The following is a 25,031-nucleotide window of genomic DNA, read 5'->3' as shown; positions in this document are numbered from 1 at the left end:
GAAGTTATGATTTTATAATCTTTGAACAAAATATATTTAAAAGTACAATAAAATTAAAATTTAGTTAGTTACTTTGTAGTTCAAAGTACTTTTAATGGAAGATAAACAAAAATATATTCAAGATCTTAAGGAGATACGGAATCTTATGAACCGGTCTTCAAAATTTATTTCCTTGAGTGGGTTATCCGGTATTTCTGCCGGTGTTATAGGAATAATTGGGACTTTTATTGCTTTTTGGAAACTCGGAATGCACGGGCTAGGTAAAGATTATCAGGAAATAGTTTTGTCCGGAAAGGAAGTCCGGTTTCTTATTCTTTTGGCCGTAGGAACATTTTTGGGTGCATTGGCGGGAGCTTTGTTTTTTACAGCCAGGAAGGCAAGGAAAAACAGACAGAAATTGAATGATCCAAGAACCCGTAAACTGTTAACCAGTCTGGCAATTCCCCTTTTGGCAGGAGGAATGATTTGCTCTATTTTATTGATTCGTGGTGAGATCCAATATATTTTGCCCTTATCTTTGATCTTTTACGGTCTTGGGTTAATTAGTGCAGGTGACTTTACCTTAACTGAAATTCGCAGCCTGGGATTTGTGGAAATTTCATTGGGATTATTAGGATTTTACATTGGCTATGGATTGTTGTTTTGGGCAATAGGATTTGGATTGATGCACATAGTGTACGGAATTTTTATGCACAGGAAGTACGGATCGTGAAACGGATATTAAACAATTTAAATAAAGCTTTTGAGAATAAAACCCGTCTGGGGATTATGGCCGTTTTGGTTGCGAACGAATATATTGACTTCAATGGGTTGAAGGACTTGTTGGGCGTGACGGACGGGAATCTGGCAAGTCATATAAAACATCTGGAAAAGAAGAAATATGTACGTTTTTCTAAAGAGTTTGTCGATAGAAAGCCAAAGACCAGATATTTTGCCACAGAGGAAGGACGAACTGCCTTTGAGCAACATATTAAGGCAATAGAGCAACTTCTTAAATAAAATTTTTTGTTTAATAACTTTGAAATACAAAGTACTTTTAAATAATATGAATATGAAATCAACAGAACATTTTACTTCAGAATTTGGAAAATGGTTCCAGAATTCAGCTACTATTAAATTGGTTATAATTGCTTTTTTATCGCTTTTACTGATGATCCCATCGGCTATGATTCAAGAACTTATTAACGAGCGAATGGAATATAGCCAGCAAATTGTAGGGGAAATCGATAAAAACTGGGCAGGAGGACAATTGATAAATGGACCAATACTGACTATCCCGATTGAGATTAAATCAGGCGCAACTGAGGATGAGATTATTGTAACCAGGAATTTTTTCGTACTTCCTGAAAATTTAATTGTTAATGGCCGGGTTATACCCAAAATATTGTCGAAGGGGATTTATGATGCTGTAGTTTATCAGTCTGAATTAAATATAAATGGTACAATCAATATTGCCCAGAATTGGGAAATAGAAGGAGTGAGCAGGGTTCGTTATGACAAGGCATTTTTAACAATGGGAGTTTCAGATGTAAAAGGTATTAAAGAAGGAATGAATGTGGTGTGGAATGGAAGGGGGCGTGAAATTATACCGGGTACCCGAATTCCTGATATTATTCATTCTGGAGTTACCATTGAATTAGATGATTTACAACAAAATTATACGGGTTACCTGGATTTTGAAGTCAGTTTAAATCTTAATGGGAGTGGTAATATCAGCTTTATTCCGATTGGAAAAAATACCGAAGTTGAAATAGAATCCTCTTGGACCGCTCCTTCATTTATGGGTGATTTTTTACCGGATACCAGAGCGGTATCTGAAGAGGGGTTTAATGCCAGTTGGAAAATACTTGAATTTAATAGGAATTTCCCCCAATCATGGATGGATTTGGATCGTGAAGAAAGTTTAAATGGATCTGCGTTTGGTGTTGATTTTATTATTCCTGTTGACAACTACAAAAAATCTCTCCGGTCTGTCAAATATGCTTTAATGGTTATAGCCCTTACTTTTTTGATGTTTTTCCTGTTCGAGATAACGCTAGAAAGGAGGGTTCATCCATTTCAATATGGATTGGTAGGGTTGGGCCTGACTCTTTTTTATATATTGCTCATTGCATTGTCAGAGTATGTAAATTTTGACCTCGCTTATGTGATCTCCGCTTTAGTGATCATATCGATGATAAGTCTCTATTCGCTCGCAGTATTTCGTGAGAAAAGGAAATCCGGGTTACTATTTTGTTCGCTTGTGGGAATGTATGGATTCTTATTTACGATTTTACGGTTGGAAGAATACGCATTGCTGATTGGAAGTATTGGATTAGTTGTGATTTTAGCTCTTGTGATGTATTTCACCCGCAATATTTCCTGGTATGATTCAGGCCAAAAAGAATAGCAGGATTAATATCAATAGTCCATTTTAGAGAAGTAAAACAAAAGATTCATTTTTGATTTTGAAAAATCCCGTATTTATTTATTAAAATTAATTTTAAGATATTTTCGACTATATAAAATTATTATCTAAATATATTCATATCCATATCACAAAAGTTGGCTGTAAATGATCATACTAGATGAAGTTTTACTCTTGAAATAACAATTTTATAAATAACAAAATAATATTTTTAATATATAAAAACATTATTTTTATAATTTCGTTTTAATATTATCAATAGTTGAATATTTATACTTTATTCTTATGAGCGAAGTTGGTAAAAAAAGGATCGTAATTTTAGGAGCCGGATTTGCAGGCTTAAAATTAGCCAGAGAACTTAAACAGTCTGATAATAAAATCTTTTTGATTGACAGGCATAATTATCATCAGTTTCAGCCATTGATGTATCAGGTTGCGACTTCCAGGCTTGAGCCCTCCAGTATTTCATTTCCGCTTAGAAAAGTATTCCAACATGAAAAGAATGTACATGTTAGGCTTGCGACGGTAGAGGGAATTGATACTTATAGTAAAATGGTGTATACCAACAATTTTGATATAAAGTATGATAAGTTGATAATAGCAATTGGTTGTACGACCAATTACTTTGGTAACGAGCGTTTGAAGGAATATGCAATGCCGATGAAAAGTGTTACGGAATCGATGGCATTGAGAAACCGGATTTTACTTACATTTGAAAAAGCGCTTTATACTCCGGAAAAGGATCTCAAGGCAATGATGAATTTTGTTATTGTTGGAGGAGGACCCACCGGAGTTGAATTGGCAGGGGCTATAGCTGAAATGAAAAAATTTATTCTTCCGAAGGATTATCCGGATATGGACTTTTCAAATCTGAATATTTTCCTTATCGAAGGGACAGATGCTACACTTATTTCGATGAGTGAAAATGCCCAGAAGTTTTCCCGGAAGTACCTTGAAGAATTGGGCGTTATTGTAAAGACGAATACTCTCGTGAGTGATTATGATGGTGATGTAGTCACTTTTCAGGATGGGGGTAAGATTGAAACCAAAAACGTAGTATGGGCTGCCGGAGTCAAAGGGAATTTGTTGGATGGACTAAAGGGAGATTATTTAGTTCGTGGGAATCGTTTGAAAGTAGACCGGTTCAATGAGATAGAAGGTTTGGAGGATGTTTATGCTATTGGGGATATTGCGTATATGGAAACGGAGAAGTATCCCAGGGGACATCCGCAATTAGCAAATGTAGCCATAAACCAGGCAAAAAATCTGGCCCAAAATATCATCAAAGGAAATGACAATAAGGATAAGTGGACTCCTTTTGAATATATAGACAAAGGGTCTATGGCCACTGTGGGAAAGAAGAGAGCTGTAGTGGACCTTCCGAATTACAAATTCCAGGGGTGGTTCGCCTGGATTACCTGGATGGCGGTACATTTTTGGCTCATTTTGAGTGTGAAAAATAAACTCGTAATATTCATAAATTGGATGATGAGTTATTTCAATAATGATTCAACATTGAGAATCATACTGCGGGCCAAAAAGTCCAAGACTTCAGATAAATCCATGACAATGAAAACCTAAGAGTCAGGGTTTTACAAAAATCTTCTTTACCATGAGTTCGACTGAGAATATAAGAGCTCTGAAAGAGCGAAATATAATTAACCCTGGGTGGAAACCCAGGGAGGAAAACAAGTGAAATCGTTGATTTTGGCATTGATTTTCACAAATTGATGCCTTGGGCATTGCTTTTTTCGCAAAAATAATGACAGAAACAATTATTCGTTGAACTCACGTTATTTATGTAAGGTACTCCGCCAAAAAACCCAGTATTACCTTGTATACTTCAAACCTGTTTTCTTCATTGTGAAACCCATGCCCTTCGTTGTATTTTACCATGTAAGGAACGTCAACTCCTTTTTTCCGTAATTTGTCGACTATTTGGTCTGATTCATCAATATTCACCCTGGGGTCGTTTGCACCCTGGATGACTAAAAGGGGAGTTTTGATATTATCAACATGGAAAATGGGAGAGGAGGATTCCATAAGCTCCCGGTCTTTTTCCGGATCTCCTACCATTTCATACATCATATTGAGAAACGGTTTCCAGTAGGGTGGGATGGTCGTCATGAATGTGAATAGGTTGGATACCCCCACGTAGTCAATCGCACAACTATATAGGTCAGGGGTGAAAGTAACACCCGCCAAGGTTGCATACCCACCATAACTGCCGCCATAAATAGCCACTTTACCCGGAACGGTAATCTTTTCTTGAATTAGCCAGTGGACTCCATCTGTTATATCATCCTGCATTTTCTTACCCCATTGTTTGAACGAGGATTTCCAGAATTCTTTACCATAGCCCGTAGACCCGCGATAATTCATTTGAAATACACCGTATCCCCGTGATGCTAATAATTGCACTTCGGGGTTGTATCCCCAACTATCACGAACCCAGGGTCCGCCGTGGGGATTTACTACAACCGGTAGCGGGTAGTTTGATTTGCCCTTCGGTAAAGTAAGGTATCCGTGTATTGTCAGTCCATCACGAGTTTGATAAGAAATGGGGCTCATTTCACACATATCTTCTTCATCCAACCAGGGTCCCACGTCGGTAATTTTCTCCAATTGGCCTGTACTTTTAGTAAACATATAATAAGCACCCAGCGTTCGATCGGTGTACGTTCTTATTAAGAATACAGTTTCCTCCCGGTTGGCATCCTGTATACTTATTTCTTTTCCCGGAAGTTCCTTTTCCAGCATCTGGTACATGGATTTTGTTTCCTCATCAAAGAAATGTCTCTTTTTCTTATCGGTTACGTACGAAGTGGCCGTGAGAACCTTCCGTTTCCTGGAATAATGAACGCCGGATAAATCAACATCTGAATTTTCAAATAAGGGCTTATCGACTTCTTTACCATTGCGAAGATCAAATTTGACCAATACTTTTTTATCGCGATTCAAGTTGGAAAGGGCATAAACTATATGGTCTTCATTGAAATCAAAAAATGCCGGTTCGAGTTCTTCCGTAAAGTCTGTTTTTATTACATCTTTAAATCCTTCATCTTCGGAATCTCTGTACATTACAACACTCTCTGTTCCATTTTCTGTCCGCATAGCTAACCGCAATCTACCATCGTGGTCTGTCATCCAAGCTGCTACAGGGGCTGAAAGAGAATTTTCTGCCAATTGTGTCAGCTTGCCTGTATAAATATTTAAGCGATAAGGATCGAACAGTTGCGGATTGTTTTTATTGAGACCAATGATAACGGAGTCATCAGAATCTTCAAGGTCATCAATGAGTTGGACGGTTACTTTTTCAAAAGGAGTTAAATCTTTAGGATCAGTGCCGTCATAGTTAACACCAAACAATTTGAAGTTCTCATCTCCTCCTTCGTCTTTTACGTAAAGTATTCGATTGGAATTCGCCCAAAAGTAACCTCCGATGTCCCTGGTTTCTTCCGAAGTTATGCGAAATTCCTTTCCGGTGTCGATATCGATAATAAATATATTCTTTCGTCTATTGAAAGGTCCGAGGTAAGCCAGGTGTGTGCCATCAGGTGATATCGAAAATGACGATTTTTCAGGGGTCCTGAAAAAGTCTTCAACGGAATATTTGAAATCACCTTCTGCCAGGGCCGCTATTTTATTGAGTTTTTCCTGCGAAGTGACCAGTGATGGGTTGCCGGGAAGTTCTTTTTTATTTGACATTGATAGGTTTTATTTGATTTGAAACAAGCATAAAACTGAATTTAAGAGAAAGAAATAGAGTAAATTTCTCATACTGACCGGGTCCGTTAAAATTGAAATTCTTTTGCCAAGAAAGATACATTCATTTATCGGATACAGCATCGAAAACAAATAAATGAAAAAACCATGTTTAGAACAAATATTGTTCGAGAAATTGTTCGGAATTACAAACCGGTATCTGAGAGAAATAAAAATCTTCAATATTTTCGGTAATGATAAAGTCACACGCTGATTGTAAGGCAGAATAGTATTCCAACCCATCTTCAAAATCTTCTACCGCTTTATCACCGACAGCTTTAAGGACAGTGGTGTTATCTATGGTGGTGGTATTAATTTTGGAGATGAGAAGTCGGATCTTTTTCTTTGCGATTTGCCTCCCACTTTTTTTCTCTGAAAAATAAAATGAAATCGCCAGACACACGGGAGAAGTATACAATTGATAATTTCCTTTTTGTTCTGTAAGACTGAGAATTCTTGATGAATATGTAAACAAAGGGTATTCTTTGTTCAAAACAGAAACCAGGACATTGGCATCAAGGAAAACATTCATTTTTGGTTTTTCAGAAATTCATCTTTTAGGTCCTTTCTATGGGGCGGGTTGGCTTTGTATTCTGCCTTACCTTCCGCAACCTGTTGAACCCATTCTGAAATGGGAAATTCTTCAAGGTTACGATATTGTCCCCTGACAATATTTCTATATAAGTATTCTGTCAATCTCGAAAGACTTATATTTTGTTCTTTGGCGTATCGTTTGGCCTCTGCAATGACTTCTTTGTTGAATGATAATGTTATTTTAGCATCCATGATAATTGTGATTTAATTCCTATACGACAAAGGTAAAAAAATTATACGTAAAATTAAATCAGCTTTTATAGAGTGGTTATAATTCTAATCAATTGGTTTAACAAGACGTGGGAACTTAGATCTAGTACATAGTTATAACGCGAAATTTTAATTCTTCGTTTGATCAAGAATCCAGTCAGCTAACAAATCGGACCATCCCGATAGATGTGGGTTTTTCAACCCCAAGCCAAATCCGTGTCCCCCTGTAGGATAAATGTGCATTTCAGCACTGATTTTGTGATCGACCAAAGCCTGGTAAAAACGAAGGCTGTTTTCTACGGGAACGCCTTTGTCATCACTTGCATGCATCAAAAATGTCGGGGGGGTGTCCGCATTTACATGTTTTTCATTAGAATAGTATTCCGTTTTTTCACTAGATGGAGAATCTCCTAACAAAGCCGTTCGGGATCCTACATGTGAAAAGGATTCATCAAAAGAGATAACGGGATAAATCAAACCTAAAAAATCGGGTCGAACAGAAACGTCAGATTCATTTATCCCGGCCAAAAAAGATTGATCTCCAAAATGAACTCCCGCAGATGAAGCGACGTGTCCGCCGGCTGAAAATCCCATAAGACCTATTTTGTCTTCTGACAATCCCCATTCTTCAGCATTGGTACGTACTATTTGAATAGCTCTTAATGCATCACGCATTGGCATGGTATCATCAATTTTCCCATCTACGGCGTATGGTAGCCGATATTTGAGTACTATAGCTGTAATCCCTTCGCTATTTAATTTCTTCGCAAAATCCGAACCTTCCCAGTTCCAGGCTAATATTCGATATCCCCCGCCCGGACAGATAACAATAGCACAATCTTTACGGTTTTTTATTGAAGGGAAGTATACATCCATTGAGGGATTGGAAACCCTGCTGATTCGAATAATATCAGTAGTGTCGTGTTTCTCTTCTGGAAATCCTTCGGGAATATTGAGTTGGTCTTTTTCCCAGAGGAAAATGGTTTTATTTTGTCCTGAAACACTTAAAAAACTCATTAAGACGATTAATAATATAAAAGATGTCAGTAATTGATTTTGCATTAGATGATATTTATACAAATTTATAGAATAACTGATCTAAATGTATGAAATATCAAGTTGAAAAATAAAACTGTCCCCTATAAAAGTTAAAGAATCCTGGAAACATTGGTTTCTTTCAAGACAATAGCCTTGGCTTCTTCTACTGTTATCCTTCTTTGTCCCAGACTGTCGCGATCTCGAAGCGTGACTTTATCATCTTCTTCAAGTGTTTCAAAATCAACCGTTATACAATATGGAGTACCAATAGCGTCTTGCCTTCTATATCTGCGACCAATAGCATCTTTTTCATCGTACTGGCACTGGAATTCTAATTTCAAATCATCAAATATTTTACGGGCCCGGTTTGTGAGAGGCTCTTTGTTTTTAACCAAAGGTAATATTGCAGCCTTCACCGGGGCTAATGATGGGTGGAGTTTCATAACCGTTCGCTCCGTTTCATTGCCTTTGGAGTCAGGCACTTTTTCTTCCTGCAGTGATTCAGACATCATTGCGAGAAACATCCTATCACATCCTATAGATGTTTCCAATACATAAGGGACATAACTTTCGTTGATTTCGGGATCAAAATACTGCAGTTTTTTACCCGATAACTTTTGATGACTTCCCAGGTCGAAATCCGTCCTCGAATGAATACCTTCCAATTCCTTAAATCCGAAAGGGAATTTATATTCGATATCAGCCGCAGCATTGGCATAATGTGCCAGATTTTCGTGCTTATGGAACCTCAAATGTTCAGAGGATGTTCCGAGAGATTTATGCCATTTTAACCGGGTTTCTTTCCAGTATTCGTACCAATCCATTTCAGTTCCTGGTTTTATGAAATACTGCATTTCCATTTGCTCAAATTCACGCATGCGGAAAATGAACTGCCTGGCAACTATCTCATTCCGAAAGGCTTTGCCGATTTGGGCAATTCCAAATGGGATTTTCTGTCGGGTCGTTTTTTGTACATTGAGAAAATTGACAAAAATTCCCTGGGCAGTTTCAGGCCTGAGGTATAAAGAAGATTCTTCTCCTGCGATATTTCCTAACTGAGTTGAAAACATAAGATTGAACTGTCTTACATCGGTCCAATTCCTGCTACCGGATACAGGACATGTGATATCAAGGTCAATAATCAATTGCTTGAGACCTTCCATGTTATTGGACTTCATGGCTTCATTGAGTTGGTTTTGATGGGCGTCGATCTTCTCCTGGTATCGCAAAACCCTAGGATTAGTTGCCCTAAACTGGTTTTCATCAAAATCGTCCCCAAATCTTTTTTGCGCTTTTCTTACTTCCTTGTCTATCTTTCCTTCCGTCTTGGCTAATTCTTCTTCTACCAACACATCTGCCCGATAGCGTTTATTAGAGTCTTTATTGTCAATCATTGGGTCATTGAATGCATCTACATGTCCCGAAGCTTTCCACGTTTTGGGGTGCATAAATATTGCCGCATCTATGCCCACAATATTATCGTGCATTTGTACCATAGATTTCCACCAATAATTCTTGATATTATTTTTCAATTCAACTCCCATTGGCCCGTAATCATATACAGCGCTTAACCCCTCATAAATTTCACTGGATGGATAAACAAATCCATATTCCTTGGCGTGAGATAATATCTTCTTGAATTGGTCTTCCATTTTCTTATTTTATTTAGCCAGTAAGTTTTCAATAATTATTCTCCACGAAGGGGAGATAAGTTTAAATAATAAAAAGTGCAAAAATATACAAATGTAAATGGATTCAATAATAAAAAGTATGTCGATAAAAAAAATGGACCTATATTGAAAATTATCCCTTGACGATACTATAATATCTGATTCATGCAAATTTTTAGATGTACGAATTGTAGCCGGCAGGTGTATTTTGAAAATACCATGTGCAGCAATTGTGGCCAGAATCTGGGCTTTAATCCTTTGAGTTTAAAAATGATTACTCTTCATAGGGATAATGAAGGAAGATGGATGGATGAAAAATCCGGGCAGTTTTTCCATTATTGCACCAATAGCCAATTTGAAGTTTGCAATTGGATTATCAATAATAATGATCCAGCACAATTTTGTATAGCTTGCAGCCTCAATCAAACCATTCCCGACCTATCCCGGAATGAGTTTCTAATTCGTTGGAGAACCATAGAAAATGCAAAACACAGACTGATTTATTCATTATTAAAGTGGGATTTACCCGTTATCAGCAAAACTCTGGATTCGGAACGGGGCTTGAGTTTTAATTTTAAATCGGATGATGATATGCCTGGGAGCAAACGTGTTTTGACGGGCCATTCAAAAGGAAATATTACAATGAATATTGCAGAGGCAGATGATGTAGAAAGGGAAATGGCACGCAATAAAATGGATGAAGTTTACCGCACGGTGTTGGGACATTTTCGACACGAAATCGGACATTATTATTGGGAGATTTTTGTAAAGGAAAATGTCCTCCTTCAAGATTTCAGAAGGGTGTTCGGTGATGAAACGATTGACTACCAGCAGTCCTTAGAAAAATATTATCAGGAAGGTGCCCCTGATGATTGGAATCAAAATTATATTAGTGCCTATGCAACCATGCACCCATGGGAAGATTGGGCAGAAACCTGGTCTCATTATATGCATATAGTGGATACCCTCGAAACAGCCCAGGCATTTGAATTGATTCCAACTTCAAAATTTAAAGCGAATTCTTCTTTTGCTTACGCTAACAGTAATTTTGAAGAAATTCTGGAATCCTGGGTCCCGTTGACACTAGCTATGAACAGTCTTAATAGAAGTATGGGAGCTAAGGATTTATACCCGTTTGTGATTAACGCCTCTTCCAGGATGAAATTAAAATTTGTACATGACCTCATCCACGGCATTGATTCTCCTATTCATTCATGATTTTGAAGAATCTTACGAATTATGACCGCCTTTAGTAGAGGAAAATATTCCCATACATGTAGTTTTTAAATTTTAATCATTAGGATGGTTTGGACCGTTTCAATGGATAATCAAGTTCTAAAGTATATAATTTAGCGAAATGATATTTAGATTTGCACTATTTTATAACAAGTAATAGATATACAACATGGTCAATTTTTCAATTTTATCTATAATTCCAACAATCCTTTTATCTTATTTATTTGGGTGCCAGGATCTTCAACCGGCGAGTTCTAAATCTAATGCTGTAACAACAGGAGCGGAAAGATTAAATGAATACCTTCCTGGACTAAAAGGAAAGACGGTAGGATTATTGGGAAATCAAACTTCTGTAGTGGGAAAGGATCATCTTGTTGATGTCTTAATAGAAAATGGAATTGATGTAAAGTTTGCTTTTGCACCCGAACACGGATTTAGAGGGAAAATTGAAAGGGGTGAAAAGGTAAGTCATGATATTGATGAGAAATCGGGTATCGAATTACATTCTCTTTACGGTAAAAATGCCAAAGCGGATTCTATAGTAGCATCCGTGGATGTAATGATTTATGACTTACAGGATGTGGGGGCCCGATTCTATACATATATTACATCCCTTCACCGATTAATGCAGCTTTGTGCAGATGCCGATAAAAAACTTCTCATACTAGACCGGCCTAATCCGAATGGGGATCAGGTAAATGGTCCCGTACGAAAAAGTGATAAATTTAAGTCAGGGGTAAGTTACCACAAAATAGCTATGGTACATGGATTAACAGTTGGAGAATTAGCAAAAATGATCAATGGAGAGAAATGGCTTGACAATGGTGTACAATGTGATATTAAAGTAATAAAGGTGGAAAATTATACACATTCAACATTATATGAGCCCCCGGTTATCCCTTCTCCCAGCTTGCCAAATTACCTTTCCATCAGGTTGTACCCTTCTCTTTGCCTTTTTGAAGGTACTGATGTCAGTATAGGAAGAGGAACAGACTTTCCCTTTCAGGTCATTGGATATTCAGATCCCCGGTTTGGTAATTTTACTTTTACTCCTGGAAATCGCGAGGGTATGTCAGCCCATGTAGAGCAACAGGGGGAGTTGTGTTATGGTGTAGATCTGAGAGAAATAGATCCCCGGCAAGTTAAATTTACAATGAAATACTTCATTGATTTTTACAATAGGTCTGATTTTAAAAAAGAGTTTATTACCAGACCGGATTTTTTCAACAAACTAGCTGGAAATTCCGATCTTCAGGAGAAAATTGAAAGTGGATGGAGTGCTGAAGAGATTGAAAAAAGCTGGGAATCGGATTTAGTAGCCTATAAAAAGATGCGAAAGAAATACTTGTTATATGAAGATTTTGAATAGAAATAAAAGCCTATATTTTTACAAGTTTTATAAAAATCTCACCCCCAAAGAATTCACACCCTTCAATTGAGAAAAAATCAGTTTGCTGTCATATCTCGAAAAAGAGGTTCTTCAATGAAAGGCGGTTACAAATATAAAAGAGTCAAATTAAGAGCCCTGATAAAGAGGTGGGAATTGTTGCGGAGATAATTTACTTTCTACACAGCATCCATTTTAGAAAAAAAGAAAGATTGGTACGATAATCTTCATACTTGCCCGGTGTTTTTTATTCATTTATCTCAAATCCCAGCAATTTCAAATCTTTCCAAAATTCAGGATACGATTTTCCAACCACTTTGGGTTCTTCAACCCGAATGGGATGAAGAATAGCTAACGGGGCAAAAGCCATGGCCATTCTATGATCTTCGTAAGTTGGAAATGTTATAGTCTCAGGAAATTTAGCCTGACCATTAATCATATAGTATTCTTTTCCGCTTTTTGAGCTGAATTTCGGGGGCATTTTTACGAATGAAACATCCATTTTCCCCAGTTCATTCTGCAGTGCTGTTATACGATCGGTTTCCTTTATACTCAATGTTTGTAAACCGGTGAATAATCCCTCCGTGCCTGTTCCTGCACACGTAACAGCTATTGTCTGGGCAATATCAGGACACAAAATAAAATCGTGTTCAAAAACAGGCGCAATCTCCCCGGATTTTTGTATAGTGATTCCGTCATCATTGAATATAGTTCTGATTCCAAAGTTCTTATACAAATCAACAGCAGCCGAATCACCTTGAAAACTATTATCAAACAGACCTTTTAATTCTATTTCAGAATCATCGGCTAATGCTGCTATTGAGTAGTAATAAGAAGCTGCGGACCAATCTGATTCTACTGTATACTCTTTCGCAATATACTCCTGATGAGGTATCGAAATTAAAGATCCTTCCCATTTATATTGGATCCCGAAATCTTTCATAATATGCAAAGTCAATTCAATGTATGACCGGGATACCATATCTCCTTCGAGATCAATTTCCAATCCATTAGGAAGGGTAGGTGCAATTAATAATAGTGCCGTGATAAATTGGGAACTGATATTACTTTTTACGCTTAATTTGTTTGTGGCGTCGAGAATGCCAGGTTCAAACTGTAAAGGAGGATACCCATCTTTTTCCAAATATTGAATGTTTGCCCCTAATTCTCTTAGGGGATCTACAAGACCTCCTATAGGTCTTTGTTTCATTCTTTCGGATCCAGTTAGGGTACATTTTTTATCCTGAGTGGACAGATAAGCCGTAAGAAAACGGAATGTAGTACCCGCAGCGCCGGTGTTATAAATATCTTTATCAGTGCTGAGAATTCGATTGAGTGCCACAGTATCATCACTTGTAGATAAGTTATGTATTTTGAATGGCGAACTTGTTAAAGCCCTGATAATAAGGACCCTATTGCTTATGCTTTTCGAACCGTCTAATTTTATTGTTCCTCTTGCACTTTTATTTTTTTTATGAACCGTAATTATTTTTTTCTCCATAGCCGGATTTGGTAGTATTTGGTTTTAGATCGATTTAAAACAGTAAGAATTGGAATAATCCTGTAATTATTGAATACCTATTCTATAAAAGGTATTTGATTTATGGAATACAATATGATTATTATGGCAAAGGTAATTATTTTTGCTACTCTTCTTCGAAATTAGCAACGGTGTTTTTAGCCTTATTTTTGCTTTTGGGGATAAATTGTTCCTCCTCTTTTTTGAAAGCTTTGATTATTTGTTTTACCAACCGGTGCCGGACAACATCCTGCTCATCAAGTTTTATAAAGTCAATACCCCCTATTGATTCCAGGATATCCACTGCTTTTACCAATCCTGATTTTTGGCTCCTGGGGAGGTCTACTTGAGACATATCTCCTGTTATCATACATTTGGCAGATGGTCCCAACCGGGTAAGAAACATTTTGATTTGGGGCATTGTACAATTTTGTGCTTCATCAAGTATAATAAAAGCATTGTCAAGGGTCCTTCCTCTCATATAGGCAAGTGGAGCAATTTCTATGGTTCGATTTTCCATCAGTTGATTTAGCTTTTCGGCCGGAATCATATCATCCAAAGCATCGTAAAGAGGTCTCAGGTAAGGATCTACTTTATCCTTGAGATCTCCTGGGAGAAACCCCAGGCTTTCACCCGCTTCCACAGCAGGTCTTGTAAGGATGATTTTCCGCACCAATTTATGCTTGAGTGCCCTGACCGCCAGGGCAACAGCAGTATAGGTTTTTCCTGTCCCTGCGGGACCTATTGCAAATACTATGTCATTTTTTTCTATAGACTGGACCATTTTTTTCTGATTGCGGGTCCTTGCTTTGATAGGCTTACCATCTCTGCCATGCACAATAACAGTTCTTGGATTGCCATTTTTGTCATTGTCTACAAAAATGTTTTCGCCATTGACCACATCTTTCACAGTATGATCATCCAGATGCTTATTCATTTTAAGCAGTCTTACCAGGGTCTCTAAGTTGGATTTGGCGTTTTGTGAAGATTTTTTGTTACCATTAATTTTCAGGAAATTACCTCGCGATACAATTTGGAGGTCTGGGTAAGCATTTTTGATGATGTTTAGATTTTTATTCCTTTCTCCATACAAATCTCGCAAATCTACACCTTCAATGGTTAAAACGATTTCACTCAAATGTTCAAACTTTTAATTAAAAATAAGTATTTATTATCAACAATATACAATGAAAAAGTGAAACAAAAGTTTCTAATAATGAAAATATGTTTTAGATCTCAATTCAAGGAATGAAGCGTTTTTGAGTTGTGGCGATCATAGTATTGACCGCACTTTTTTTGTGGTAAGAACGAAGAAAGTGGTTTTATATTGATATTTTTAATATTATTGATTATCCTTATATTAATTATTACTTTGTGGTAATTTTGTAATATGGAATTAATTCGAATAGTCAACCTGTATTTTCACGGAGAGTATTCTTCGACTTTTGTCGATAAATTCGAAGAATATAAGCCTAAATTGTTGGAACATGAAGGTTGTTTGGGTGTTAAGCTATACAATGAATGCAATGCAGTTGGTGATTTCGTAACGATAAGTACCTGGAGCAATCAGAAATATCTTGACATATATAGAGAAAGCCAATTGTTTAGAACTATGTGGTCATCAATAAAGCCCTATTTTAGAAAAGAAGCAAAAGCAATAAGTACAATAGAAATCAATAAATAATATAAACTAGAAATTCGATGAAACAAATAGCATTACAAGATTACAGCGTTTGTATAGGAAATATGTGGGCTGAACTTCAAAATGTAGTTGATTTTAATTCTGTTAGTAAGTGTTTTGTATTGGTGGATTCTACAACGAAAGAGTTTTGTCTGCCAAAATTTTTGGAACTGAGCAGGTTGAAGCCGGATGCTATTATCGAAATTCCGGCAGGAGAAACTTTTAAGACAATTGACACTTGTCAACATGTATGGAATGAATTATTCCTTAATCAGGCTGACCGCCAGGCACTCGTAATTAACCTGGGAGGAGGGGTCGTAGGGGACCTTGGTGGATTTGCAGCGAGTACATACAAGAGAGGAATTAAATTTATTCAGGTTCCCACCACTTTGCTGAGCCAGTTGGATGCCAGTATAGGTGGAAAGGTAGGCGTTGACTTTCTGGGATTAAAGAATGCATTGGGCGTTTTTAAAAATCCTTCTGCGGTGTTTATATTCCCGGGTTTTTATGAAACCCTATCGGATAGGCAGCTGAAAAGTGGGTATGCGGAGGCGCTTAAACATGCATTGATCGCGGACAAAAATATGTGGGAAGAAATCAAAGGAATTTCTGATCTTCGATCTATAGAATGGGTAGAGTTTCTGGAAAAATCTTTATTGATCAAGAAAAGAATTGTGGAAAATGACCCATTTGAAAAGGGCCCTAGAAAAGCGTTGAATTTTGGACATACCATTGGTCATGCCATTGAAAGTATTGCCTTGGATACGGATTCTGCTTTATTACATGGGGAGGCCGTACTGTTGGGAATGATTGCAGAAAGCTTTATAGCTTCAGAGAAAGGAATTTTGTCAAAAGAAGAACTTCAGGATATAACGGATAGTCTAAGTAGATATGTTGATTTTGAATTTGATATTCAGAACAGGGATATGATTCATAATTTGATAAAAGGAGATAAAAAGAATGAAGGCGATCGAATTATGTGTACTCTTTTGAATTCTATAGGCCAATACGCAATTAACCAGGAAATTTCACTTGAGGAGATTAATAGAGGGTTAAATTATTTGGAAAAACAATTTAATTTAAAAAATGCCTGAGAAGGAAAATAAGAATTCTGGAAGTTCTAAAGAGAGTCCCAAATGGGAAAAAGCGTTAGTAAAAGGACTTTGGATTGCAATCATTGGCGGTGTCTTGTCGGCTTTTCTAATCATTTTTGTTATTAGTTTACAAAAATTGCCAACATTCGAAGATTTGGAAAATCCTACCGATGATATTGCTACAGAGGTATACTTTAGTGATAATTCTGAAATGGGAAGGTTTTTCATTGAAAACAGAGTCCCTGTCACCTATAATGACCTTTCGAAGAATGTACTTACGGCGTTGATATCGACAGAGGACGAACGATATTTCAATCATTCCGGGATAGATTTTCAGGCACTATTACGTGTTCTTGTCAAGAGTGTGATCCTCGGCCAGGAAAGTTCGGGGGGAGGTAGTACAATTTCACAGCAACTGGCCAAGTTATTGTATACAAATCAACCTGCAGGGAACTTACTTCAGCGGTCGCCTCAAAAATTAAAAGAGTGGATTACTGCTGTAAAACTGGAGCGTAGTTATACCAAAGAAGAGATCATTAGCATGTATCTTAATGAGTTTGACTTTTTATATGATTCTCATGGAATACGTGCCGCCTCTGAAACCTATTTTAATTCTGCACCTTCTGAATTGACGTTAACCGAATCCGCTATGCTTGTAGGGATGTTAAAGAATCCCAGTTTTTATAACCCCAGGCTTTTTCCGGAAAGAGCATTAGATCGAAGGAATGTTGTTTTATATCAAATGTATAAACATGATCACCTTACGAAAACTGATTTTGATTCCCTGAAGATGGAGCCTATAGATATGTCCCGGTTTAGTAGAACTTCTCACGATAAAGGACCTGCTCCTTATTTCAGGATGGAGTTGAAAAAGTATGTAAATGAAATGATCCTTTCCAAGGATGAATATAAAAAACCGGATGGTACACATTGGAATCTTGAAAAGGATGGATTGAAAATTTATACGACCCTTGACCCGAATATGCAAAAATATGCAGAACAGGCTGTAGAGGCTCACTTATCAGGTTTGCAAAAGACCTTTGAAACACATTGGAGCTATGGGGCCACACCCTGGTCATATGGTAGTGATGATGATTATATTGCTCTCAAGAAAAGGCATCTTGAAAATATGGTGATGGAATCACCACGGTACAAATCTATGAAGGCAAGTGATTTTGATCCAAATCTTCAAGAGATTGAATCCTCTTTTTCCAATATTGAATTTACACCGTATACATTGGAAGTACTTAATAGTGCGGCTACGGATCAAGTATATTTTAATTCATTAATTGAGAGTAAGTTAATTACTCAGGATAGGGCAAAGTATTTATTGGAAGTTGCTCAAAGTGATGAATTTAAAGTTTTGCGTAAAAAATGGCTGAATTTTAAGGAGAAAGCAGAAAAAATCTTTGCTACTCCTGTAGAAATGAAAATTTTCACCTATGAAAATGAGGATCATGAGAAAGACACAGTGATGTCTCCCATGGATTCTATTAAATACCACAGAATGATCCTGCAATCCGGTGTGTTGTCAATTGAACCTGGAACCGGATACGTAAAAGCCTGGGTAGGTGGTGCCAATTTCAAATATTTTCAACAAGATCATGTATTTACCCGAAGACAGGTAGGGTCAACATTCAAACCCTTTGTCTATGCGACTTCCATTGCGATCCAGGGAATATCACCATGCACAAAGGTTATGGATCGCAAGTATTTTATTAATCCCGGGGAAGGCAATTTTCACCTACAGGAAATTTGGGATCCCAAAAATTCTAATGATGAATATTTACAGGAACCAATAACCCTTTATGAAGGTTTGCGGCAATCAAAAAACTCAGTTAGTGTTTATTTGATGAAGCAACTTCGGGATGTTGAGCCGGTTATTAAACTGGCTTCCAATATGGGGATAGACCGGAATTATTTGCCTCATCAACCCTCTATATGCCTGGGTGTGCCAGATCTCACCTTGATGCAAATGACCGGTGCATACGCTACTTTTGCGAATAACGGAACCTACGTAACGCCTTCATTTATTCGGAGAATAACGGATGAAAACGGTAAAGTTATTTACAGGTCTATTTCTGAAAGTCAACAGGCACTTCAGCCCGATGCAAATTATGTTATGGTAGATATGCTGAAAAATGTTGCAGTGGGAAGGCCGGGTATCAATGAGTTAAAGACGGAAAACGGCGGTAAAACCGGAACAACCCAGAATCAGACTGATGGATGGTATATGGGAATTACTCCGAACCTGGTTACCGGGGTATGGGTCGGTGGTGAGGACCGTTGGATTCGTTTTCGGAATCTAAGTATGGGGCAGGGGTCTGTAATGGCGCGCCCTATTTTTGCCCATTTTATGAAATCTGTCGAGAACGATGAAGAAATAAATTTTGACACAGGTGCCAGGTTTTTCAAACCACCTGGGGAGTTGGATATAAATATTGATTGTGATTTATACGAAAAAAAGGATGATGAAATGTTAAATCATCCAGAAGAGGTGTCAGAAGAGGAGGAATTCTTTGAAGGATAATATCTTTGTGCGAAATTTATTTTTTTAATGGCTAGATCGTTTTTATTTGTTGTCCTCAAAGGACTCTTGCTTTTTATTGTTATTTCATGTAGTGATTCTGAATTTGTTTCAAATTCGGAGAAAGTGATTACCGAAGTCAATATCAATTTAGACTCAGCAGCCTTTCAAAAAGTATATGATCACCGGGACCGTTGGGAAATTGATTCTCTATTGCCATTTTTCCATCATAAAGATCCTTCATTCAGAGCCTTTTCAGCGAGGATAATCTCGGATATTGGTGATGGATCAATTGCCAAACAATTAGGATCTTTGCTGTCGGATACTATTCCGGAAGTCAGAAGAGCTGCCTTATATAGTTTGGGGCAACTTAGAAGTCCTGAATCTGTTCCTTATTTAATGGAAGTTTTTAGTCAGCAAGATACCATGGGGGTTGATCCTCTAGCTTTTAAATATGCCTTAGAGGGTATTGGTAAATGTGGAGACAGTAGTTATTTGAGCGCTTTAGCAACTATTTCTACATATACTTACAAGGATACATTATTATTACAGGGGCAGGCGTTGGGGATTTTGAATATGGCTTACCGCGGATTTTCACATCCTAAAGCAACTTCTTTAATGGTTCAATTTGTAAGTGATTCAGTATATAGTTATAATGTAAAACTTTTTGCTGCTCAATATCTAGCCACTGCGAAAGATGTCAGTTTAAGTGAATTTTCACAAGAACTATTAGATGCTATAGAAAATGAAAGAAACCCCAATATCAGGATGTTTTTAGCGGAATCTTTGGGAAAAACTGCAGGCGATGGATATGCATGGATGAGTAGGAATTTTTCAAGGGAGGAGGATTTCAGAGTCCGGATTCAAATGCTGAGAGGGGCTTTGAATTTTTCCAAAAACAGAACGCATGCGTTGTTGGCCAAAGGGGTGCGGGATTCTAATCTGGAAGTGGCCCGGGAAGCAGCTGATTTGATTATTGAACACGGTAGTTCTGCCTATTCACAGACATATTTGGACTGGGCATTTGCTAATTTTCGTAAGGAAATAAAATATAAGATCTTTGCTATTGCCAATAGGTATATAACCAATAACAGGTTTAGAAATATGAATCAACAGTTGGTGTATCAACAATATAACCGAACAACAGACCCTTATCTTAAATCCGACCTGATTCGGGCATGCGGATATAACCCTTCTACTCTTTCGAGACTATTGCAGTGGTATGATGAAGATGAAAATCTGGCTGTTCGCACATCAATAATTGAGTCCGTAATTCAAATTACAAAGGAGTCCTCCGGAAATTTAACAACAGCTGCAAAGGATTTCCTTGTAGACCGTTGGTTGGAAGCAGATGCAGCTGCGGTTTCACTTATTAGTGCTTTTATTGGAGAGAATGCCGAGTTTTTTCCCGAATTGAAAAAGAGAGATGAAAAATGGAATTTGGTCCAACAAAAAATTAGTATGCCGGGAGGTGTAGAAGCGATGATTTCATTGAAAAAGGCTAAAGCTGCTGTTTTGGGTGAAAATTTTGATAGTGATTTTTATAAAGTGAAAGAGAATTATACCCATCCAATTGATTGGACGCTGTATAAAAGTCTAAGTACCAGCAGTAGGGCTGAGGTAAATACAGAAAAAGGTAGCTTTGAAATTCAGTTGTATACGGAGCATGCACCCGCTACAGTTGTTAATTTTGTGGAATTAGCGGAAGCGGGGTATTTTAATAAGAAACCATTTCATAGGGTGGTGCCTAACTTTGTTGTCCAGGGCGGAGGGAACCGGGGGGATGGATACGGTAGTCTGGATTATACGATACGTTCGGAGCTGGGACCGGAATATTTTGATGATGAAGGATATGTGGGGATGGCCTCTGCAGGAAAACATACGGAAAGTCAACAATGGTTTGTTACCCACAGACCTACTTTGCATTTGAATGGGAAATATACAATATTTGGTAAAGTGATAAATAATATGGAAGTTGTAAGGCAATTGGAGCGAGGGGATGTAATTCAGGAAATTAACATAAAATATTAATGGATGAGTAAGAAAACGGCTTTGTACGATTATCATGTAGCGGCAGGGGCTAAAATGACTGATTTTGCAGGATATCAAATGCCTATACAGTATACGGGTATTCAGGAAGAGCATATGGCAGTAAGGAATTCCGTAGGAATGTTTGATGTATCCCATATGGGGGAGTTTATCGTGGAAGGAAATGAAGCTTTGGCGGTTCTACAGAAGATTACTACCAATGATTTATCCAGAACAAAGGTCGGACAGGCACAGTATACTACTATGACCAACGAAAAAGGAGGGATTATTGACGATTTGATCATCTACCGGATGAATGAACATAAGTATATGATGGTAGTTAATGCATCCAATATACGAAAGGATTGGGACTGGTTGATTGAGAATAAACCCAGGGATTGTTATACGGAGAATATTTCGGAATCAATAGGACTCATAGCTTTGCAGGGACCGGATGCAACCAATATACTAGATAAGATTACAAAAGAAAATATAAGGAATATCCCCTTTTATCATTTTAGCGTTGGGAAGGTTGCAAATACGGAGAATGTAATAATTTCTAATACGGGATATACCGGAAGTGGTGGATTTGAATTATATGTGGAAAACGAAAACCTTGGAGAGGTATGGGAAGCAATTGTCAAAGCAGCAGAAGAATATGAATTGGCTCTTGCCGGCTTGGGAGCAAGAGATACGCTGCGAATGGAAATGGGATATTGCCTTTATGGAAATGATATTGATGAAAATACGACCCCTTTGGAAGCCGGATTAGGCTGGATTACTAAATTAAAATCGAAGAATTCATTTATCGGAAAAGAAGCATTGGTTAAACAAAAGTCTAAAGGTGTTGTTAATACATTGATCGGATTTGAATTAGGTGGAAGGAGAGTGGCAAGATCTGGTTTTGTGATCTGTAATAGGGATCAAAAAGAAATCGGCGTCGTTAGTTCTGGTACCTACTCACCGTGTTTACAAAAACCTATTGGTTTGGGATATGTTCCTGTAAATTATGTGAAAAATAATAAGGAAATTCTAGTGTCCAATGGGAAGAAATATTTCGAAGGAAGAATTGTAAAACCGCCGTTTATCAATGTGAAGAATTATGGAAGTGGAAACTAAATCATGTACAAGGGAAAAATTTGTTGAAGAATGGGCTGATGTAGCAGTTGCCTGGGGAATGAGTAAAAAAATGGCTACAATCCATTCTTATTTGCTAACGGCTGATACGCCGGTTCCCGCTGAAGAATTACAGGATTCTTTATCTATTTCAAGAGGATGTATTTCCACCAATCTCACCCAACTTATAGATGCAGGCTTTGTCAAAAAAGAATATCAAAAAGATCGTAGAAAGGAATATTATGTGGCAAACAAGAATACATTCGAGATGTTGCAGTGTGCGATTGCCTATCGAAGGAAAAAAGAGTTGACCCCTTTTCTTGAAATGCTCGAAAAATTTTGCCCTACAAAAATGAATGGGGAAATATCTGCCGAAACAATCAATATGATTTGTGAAATCAAACATTATGCTGTGAAATCAGATCGATTCCTTTCTAACCTTGAAAACAAAAGTGAATCCGTGTTCGTGCGATCATTTCTCAAAATGATTAAGTAATACTTTACCGGATTGTTCTTCCATCTATTATTGTCAGTTATCTTTATGTTTTAATTTTAAAATATGAAGATAATTCCCCTCGATCTAAACCAGTGCATCTGGGAAAATTTGAACCGTCCGTTTTTTGTGCCCGGATACCCTCATCAGTTTTTATTACTTAAGATCATGGATCCGGAGATCCAAAATCCAATTGGTTTTTTGGGTAGAATAGCACCCGGGAGTTTGTCTTCTTTATATCCACATGAAAATATTTTACCGGAAAAAGTCCAGAGTAAATCGATAAACCTGAGAAATAGGGAAATAGCTGAAAAACCAATTTTTGCCATATTTAAAGAAACAGATGAGATCATTGATCATTTACGGGCGGGGTTTGATATGGGGAAGTCTCTTACTACCTATAACCGAAGGGGCATAATGTATGAATTGAAGCATACAGATGACCCCCAATGGGGAGATCAATTAAAATCGCTTTTTGATACAGTAGATAACATGGTTATTGGAGATGGGCATCATCGAACAGCGGCTTATAACGAATATTTACAAAAAGGCAATAAAAGCAAAGGTTTATATACCGGTTTTTTTAGTCATCAGCAAATAGCTATCTATTCTTTCGAACGAAGAATTATTATACCAAATGAGATAAAATTGGAATGGTGGGATCGGCTCAATACCCATTGTGAAAAAAAGCAAATCGAGACTATTCCCGATGTGATTCAACCGGGTAGATTTGTATGTATAGAAAGTAATGTTTTGTGGGAACTGTCCTGGAAGGATAAAGGTATTTCGTTTGAAAGTTCTGTTGACACACTTGATGTGTTTTTATTTCACAAACACATTTTATCTGTACGTCCTGATACAAGAAAAGAAGAATGGAGGAAAATTAAAATTGAGTATGTACCCCATTTGAATCCTACAATTAACCATAAAAGTATTAATAGCAACTTAAATGAATTTATCTTCATATTTGCTCCTGTTCCCAGTGAACTATTGTTGGAAGAATCAATCAGGGGTGTGACCATGCCTCCCAAGACAACCTGGATAGAGCCCAAAATGACTTCAAAAATTGTTAATGTACCCATATGAATCAGAAAAGATATATTACAGCGGACAAAATCTTACCCGTCAAAGGAAACCCCATGGAAGGGAAAGTATTGGTTTTTGAGGGGGAGGTTCTATCAGATATAGTAGAAGCAAATATGATTGAACCCGGAAAGGTGGAAGCCTATAATGGTATTTTAGTGCCGGGGTTTGTTAATGCTCATTGTCACCTGGAGCTTTCGCATATGAAAGGGAAGATCAATACGGGAACAGGGTTACTTCACTTTTTACAATCGGTAATTTCTATGCGAGAGTTTCCGGAGGAAGTTATTTTGGATGCTATAGTCAAAGCAGATGAAGAAATGCATGAAGGAGGAATAATGGCAGTAGGTGATATTTGTAATGCTATTCATACAGCTACTGTAAAGGCAAATAGCAATATCTCCTATTATTCATTTGTTGAAATGTTTGATTTTTTGGATCCTGTAAAAACAGAACAATTCTATAACAATTTTTACCCGGCCTATGAATCGGTTCCAGGACTTGGAAAGCATCGAAAATCAATCGTACCTCATGCCCCGTATACTGTAAGTGAGCATTTACATCGAAGAATATATGAAAGTAATACGTCAGAAGCTATTTGGAGCATACACATGCAGGAAAATATTGAAGAAGACCGTTTGTTCTTAGGACAGGAATCCGGGTACAGGAAGTTTTTTAGCGAATTGGGTGCACCAATTACTCATTTTCAACCCACGGGAACATCTTCGTTGGCTTCTTACTTATCTTTTAGCCCATTGCCACAAAAGATGTTGTTTGTACATAATACCCAGTCTCGGGAATCTGACTTCAAAGCGATAAAGGCATCAGCGATCAATGGATATCTTGTAACCTGTCCCAATGCCAATTTATTTATTGAGAACCAGCTACCTCGTTATGAGCTTTGGAAGGAGTCCGGTTTGCCTATTTGTATTGGTACGGATAGTTATAGTTCCAACTGGCGGTTATCAATTTGGTCCGAGATCCTGACTATTTTAAAATATAACAGTTTTCTTTCTTTTGATGAAGTATTGGAATGGGCAACGATTAACGGAGCGGAGGCCCTTGGCCTGGATAGTGAATTGGGGTCTTTTGAAATAGGGAAACGGCCCGGATGTGTATTATTAAAAAGTATTGGTGGTGATGTCGATACACGAGCTAATGATGTGGTGAAAATTGTATGAAA

At 37.5% G+C, this 25,031-nt stretch carries 21 protein-coding genes; 14 read left to right on the top strand and 7 right to left on the bottom strand.

Annotated elements, in window-relative coordinates:
* Positions 1-94 precede the first annotated feature (94 nt).
* The 4 genes from LVD47_RS15880 (at position 95) to LVD47_RS15865 (ending at position 3,988) form a co-directional block, all read left to right on the top strand.
* Positions 95-712 (top strand): hypothetical protein, encoded by a 618-nt coding sequence (locus LVD47_RS15880; RefSeq protein ID WP_236978666.1) that lies wholly within the window; start codon positions 95-97, stop codon positions 710-712.
* Positions 709-999, top strand: coding sequence for a winged helix-turn-helix domain-containing protein (locus tag LVD47_RS15875; RefSeq protein WP_236978664.1), 291 nt, complete (start codon positions 709-711; stop codon positions 997-999). Before LVD47_RS15880 ends, LVD47_RS15875 begins: the two co-directional genes overlap by 4 nt.
* Positions 1,000-1,051: 52 nt before the next feature.
* The gene (gene creD, locus LVD47_RS15870) at positions 1,052-2,389 is read left to right on the top strand and encodes a cell envelope integrity protein CreD (protein ID WP_236978663.1); all 1,338 of its coding nucleotides are present in this window, start codon (positions 1,052-1,054) and stop codon (positions 2,387-2,389) included.
* 303 nt (positions 2,390-2,692) lie between these two features.
* A complete protein-coding gene (locus tag LVD47_RS15865; protein ID WP_236978661.1) occupies positions 2,693-3,988 on the top strand; it encodes an NAD(P)/FAD-dependent oxidoreductase in 1,296 nt (431 codons plus the stop codon).
* A gap of 216 nt (positions 3,989-4,204) precedes the next feature.
* On the opposite strand, the gene LVD47_RS15860 is transcribed toward LVD47_RS15865, so the two are convergent.
* From LVD47_RS15860 to LVD47_RS15840, 5 genes are all read right to left on the bottom strand, one after another.
* Positions 4,205-6,115, bottom strand: coding sequence for a S9 family peptidase (locus LVD47_RS15860; RefSeq protein WP_236978659.1), 1,911 nt, complete (start codon positions 6,113-6,115; stop codon positions 4,205-4,207).
* Between the two features lie 169 nt (positions 6,116-6,284).
* The gene (locus tag LVD47_RS15855; RefSeq protein ID WP_236978657.1) at positions 6,285-6,704 is read right to left on the bottom strand and encodes a PIN domain-containing protein; all 420 of its coding nucleotides are present in this window, start codon (positions 6,702-6,704) and stop codon (positions 6,285-6,287) included.
* A complete protein-coding gene (locus LVD47_RS15850; RefSeq protein ID WP_236978655.1) occupies positions 6,701-6,958 on the bottom strand; it encodes a DUF6364 family protein in 258 nt (85 codons plus the stop codon). The genes LVD47_RS15855 and LVD47_RS15850 overlap by 4 nt, the downstream gene beginning before the upstream one ends.
* 147 nt (positions 6,959-7,105) lie before the next feature.
* Positions 7,106-8,038: an alpha/beta hydrolase gene (locus LVD47_RS15845; protein WP_236978653.1), complete on the bottom strand. Its 933-nt coding sequence runs from the start codon at positions 8,036-8,038 to the stop codon at positions 7,106-7,108.
* An 86-nt stretch (positions 8,039-8,124) separates the two neighbouring features.
* Entirely contained in the window at positions 8,125-9,666 is a 1,542-nt protein-coding gene (locus LVD47_RS15840) for a glycine--tRNA ligase (protein ID WP_236978652.1), read from the bottom strand.
* Between the two features lie 183 nt (positions 9,667-9,849).
* Between LVD47_RS15840 and LVD47_RS15835 the strand changes: the two genes are divergently transcribed.
* Both LVD47_RS15835 and LVD47_RS15830 read left to right on the top strand, forming a co-directional pair.
* Positions 9,850-10,902, top strand: a complete 1,053-nt coding sequence (locus LVD47_RS15835) for a zinc-binding metallopeptidase family protein (RefSeq protein ID WP_236978651.1) — start codon at positions 9,850-9,852, stop codon at positions 10,900-10,902.
* 187 nt (positions 10,903-11,089) lie between these two features.
* Positions 11,090-12,289: an exo-beta-N-acetylmuramidase NamZ family protein gene (locus tag LVD47_RS15830; RefSeq protein ID WP_236978650.1), complete on the top strand. Its 1,200-nt coding sequence runs from the start codon at positions 11,090-11,092 to the stop codon at positions 12,287-12,289.
* A gap of 265 nt (positions 12,290-12,554) precedes the next feature.
* On the opposite strand, the gene LVD47_RS15825 is transcribed toward LVD47_RS15830, so the two are convergent.
* Positions 12,555-13,808 carry a 3-phosphoshikimate 1-carboxyvinyltransferase gene (locus LVD47_RS15825; RefSeq protein WP_236978649.1) on the bottom strand — a complete coding sequence of 418 codons (1,254 nt, stop codon included), beginning with the start codon at positions 13,806-13,808 and terminating at the stop codon, positions 12,555-12,557.
* A gap of 145 nt (positions 13,809-13,953) precedes the next feature.
* On the bottom strand, positions 13,954-14,964 hold the full coding sequence (locus LVD47_RS15820; RefSeq protein WP_236978648.1) for a PhoH family protein: 1,011 nt from the start codon (positions 14,962-14,964) through the stop codon (positions 13,954-13,956).
* Positions 14,965-15,216: 252 nt separating this feature from the next.
* On the opposite strand from LVD47_RS15820, the gene LVD47_RS15815 reads away from it, so the two are divergent.
* The 8 genes from LVD47_RS15815 (at position 15,217) to LVD47_RS15780 (ending at position 25,029) form a co-directional block, all read left to right on the top strand.
* Complete coding sequence (locus LVD47_RS15815; protein WP_236978647.1) at positions 15,217-15,510, top strand: antibiotic biosynthesis monooxygenase; 294 nt, start codon at positions 15,217-15,219, stop codon at positions 15,508-15,510.
* A gap of 17 nt (positions 15,511-15,527) precedes the next feature.
* A complete protein-coding gene (gene aroB, locus LVD47_RS15810) occupies positions 15,528-16,601 on the top strand; it encodes a 3-dehydroquinate synthase (protein WP_236978646.1) in 1,074 nt (357 codons plus the stop codon).
* A complete protein-coding gene (locus LVD47_RS15805) occupies positions 16,594-19,131 on the top strand; it encodes a transglycosylase domain-containing protein (protein WP_236978645.1) in 2,538 nt (845 codons plus the stop codon). Before aroB ends, LVD47_RS15805 begins: the two co-directional genes overlap by 8 nt.
* A gap of 27 nt (positions 19,132-19,158) precedes the next feature.
* Positions 19,159-21,159 (top strand): peptidylprolyl isomerase, encoded by a 2,001-nt coding sequence (locus LVD47_RS15800; RefSeq protein WP_236978635.1) that lies wholly within the window; start codon positions 19,159-19,161, stop codon positions 21,157-21,159.
* A gap of 3 nt (positions 21,160-21,162) precedes the next feature.
* Positions 21,163-22,275, top strand: a complete 1,113-nt coding sequence (gene gcvT, locus LVD47_RS15795) for a glycine cleavage system aminomethyltransferase GcvT (protein WP_236978627.1) — start codon at positions 21,163-21,165, stop codon at positions 22,273-22,275.
* Positions 22,259-22,768 carry a GbsR/MarR family transcriptional regulator gene (locus tag LVD47_RS15790; protein ID WP_236978626.1) on the top strand — a complete coding sequence of 170 codons (510 nt, stop codon included), beginning with the start codon at positions 22,259-22,261 and terminating at the stop codon, positions 22,766-22,768. Before gcvT ends, LVD47_RS15790 begins: the two co-directional genes overlap by 17 nt.
* A 63-nt stretch (positions 22,769-22,831) precedes the next feature.
* Positions 22,832-23,851, top strand: a complete 1,020-nt coding sequence (locus tag LVD47_RS15785; protein ID WP_236978625.1) for a DUF1015 family protein — start codon at positions 22,832-22,834, stop codon at positions 23,849-23,851.
* Positions 23,848-25,029 (top strand): amidohydrolase family protein, encoded by a 1,182-nt coding sequence (locus LVD47_RS15780; RefSeq protein WP_236978624.1) that lies wholly within the window; start codon positions 23,848-23,850, stop codon positions 25,027-25,029. The genes LVD47_RS15785 and LVD47_RS15780 overlap by 4 nt, the downstream gene beginning before the upstream one ends.
* Positions 25,030-25,031: the final 2 nt, after the last annotated feature.

Origin of the sequence: Membranihabitans maritimus, assembly GCF_021729145.1 — a bacterium.
GTDB lineage: Bacteria > Bacteroidota > Bacteroidia > Chitinophagales > Saprospiraceae > Membranihabitans > Membranihabitans maritimus.
This window is presented reverse-complemented; position numbering and strand designations above follow the sequence as displayed.

Bases quoted from the DNA above. Each gene is read 5' to 3' on its own strand.
- LVD47_RS15785 (WP_236978625.1), top strand. From the start codon at position 22,832: ATGAAGATAATTCCCCTCGATCTAAACCAGTGCATCTGGGAAAATTTG.
- LVD47_RS15880 (WP_236978666.1), top strand. From the start codon at position 95: ATGGAAGATAAACAAAAATATATTCAAGATCTTAAGGAGATACGGAAT.
- LVD47_RS15830 (WP_236978650.1), top strand. From the start codon at position 11,090: ATGGTCAATTTTTCAATTTTATCTATAATTCCAACAATCCTTTTATCT.
- LVD47_RS15815 (WP_236978647.1), top strand. From the start codon at position 15,217: ATGGAATTAATTCGAATAGTCAACCTGTATTTTCACGGAGAGTATTCT.
- LVD47_RS15835 (WP_236978651.1), top strand. From the start codon at position 9,850: ATGCAAATTTTTAGATGTACGAATTGTAGCCGGCAGGTGTATTTTGAA.
- LVD47_RS15845 (WP_236978653.1), bottom strand. From the start codon at position 8,038: ATGCAAAATCAATTACTGACATCTTTTATATTATTAATCGTCTTAATG.
- LVD47_RS15800 (WP_236978635.1), top strand. From the start codon at position 19,159: ATGGCTAGATCGTTTTTATTTGTTGTCCTCAAAGGACTCTTGCTTTTT.
- LVD47_RS15805 (WP_236978645.1), top strand. From the start codon at position 16,594: ATGCCTGAGAAGGAAAATAAGAATTCTGGAAGTTCTAAAGAGAGTCCC.
- LVD47_RS15865 (WP_236978661.1), top strand. From the start codon at position 2,693: ATGAGCGAAGTTGGTAAAAAAAGGATCGTAATTTTAGGAGCCGGATTT.
- LVD47_RS15790 (WP_236978626.1), top strand. From the start codon at position 22,259: ATGGAAGTGGAAACTAAATCATGTACAAGGGAAAAATTTGTTGAAGAA.
- LVD47_RS15840 (WP_236978652.1), bottom strand. From the start codon at position 9,666: ATGGAAGACCAATTCAAGAAGATATTATCTCACGCCAAGGAATATGGA.
- aroB (WP_236978646.1), top strand. From the start codon at position 15,528: ATGAAACAAATAGCATTACAAGATTACAGCGTTTGTATAGGAAATATG.
- LVD47_RS15855 (WP_236978657.1), bottom strand. From the start codon at position 6,704: ATGAATGTTTTCCTTGATGCCAATGTCCTGGTTTCTGTTTTGAACAAA.
- LVD47_RS15860 (WP_236978659.1), bottom strand. From the start codon at position 6,115: ATGTCAAATAAAAAAGAACTTCCCGGCAACCCATCACTGGTCACTTCG.
- gcvT (WP_236978627.1), top strand. From the start codon at position 21,163: ATGAGTAAGAAAACGGCTTTGTACGATTATCATGTAGCGGCAGGGGCT.
- LVD47_RS15850 (WP_236978655.1), bottom strand. From the start codon at position 6,958: ATGGATGCTAAAATAACATTATCATTCAACAAAGAAGTCATTGCAGAG.
- creD (WP_236978663.1), top strand. From the start codon at position 1,052: ATGAAATCAACAGAACATTTTACTTCAGAATTTGGAAAATGGTTCCAG.
- LVD47_RS15780 (WP_236978624.1), top strand. From the start codon at position 23,848: ATGAATCAGAAAAGATATATTACAGCGGACAAAATCTTACCCGTCAAA.
- LVD47_RS15825 (WP_236978649.1), bottom strand. From the start codon at position 13,808: ATGGAGAAAAAAATAATTACGGTTCATAAAAAAAATAAAAGTGCAAGA.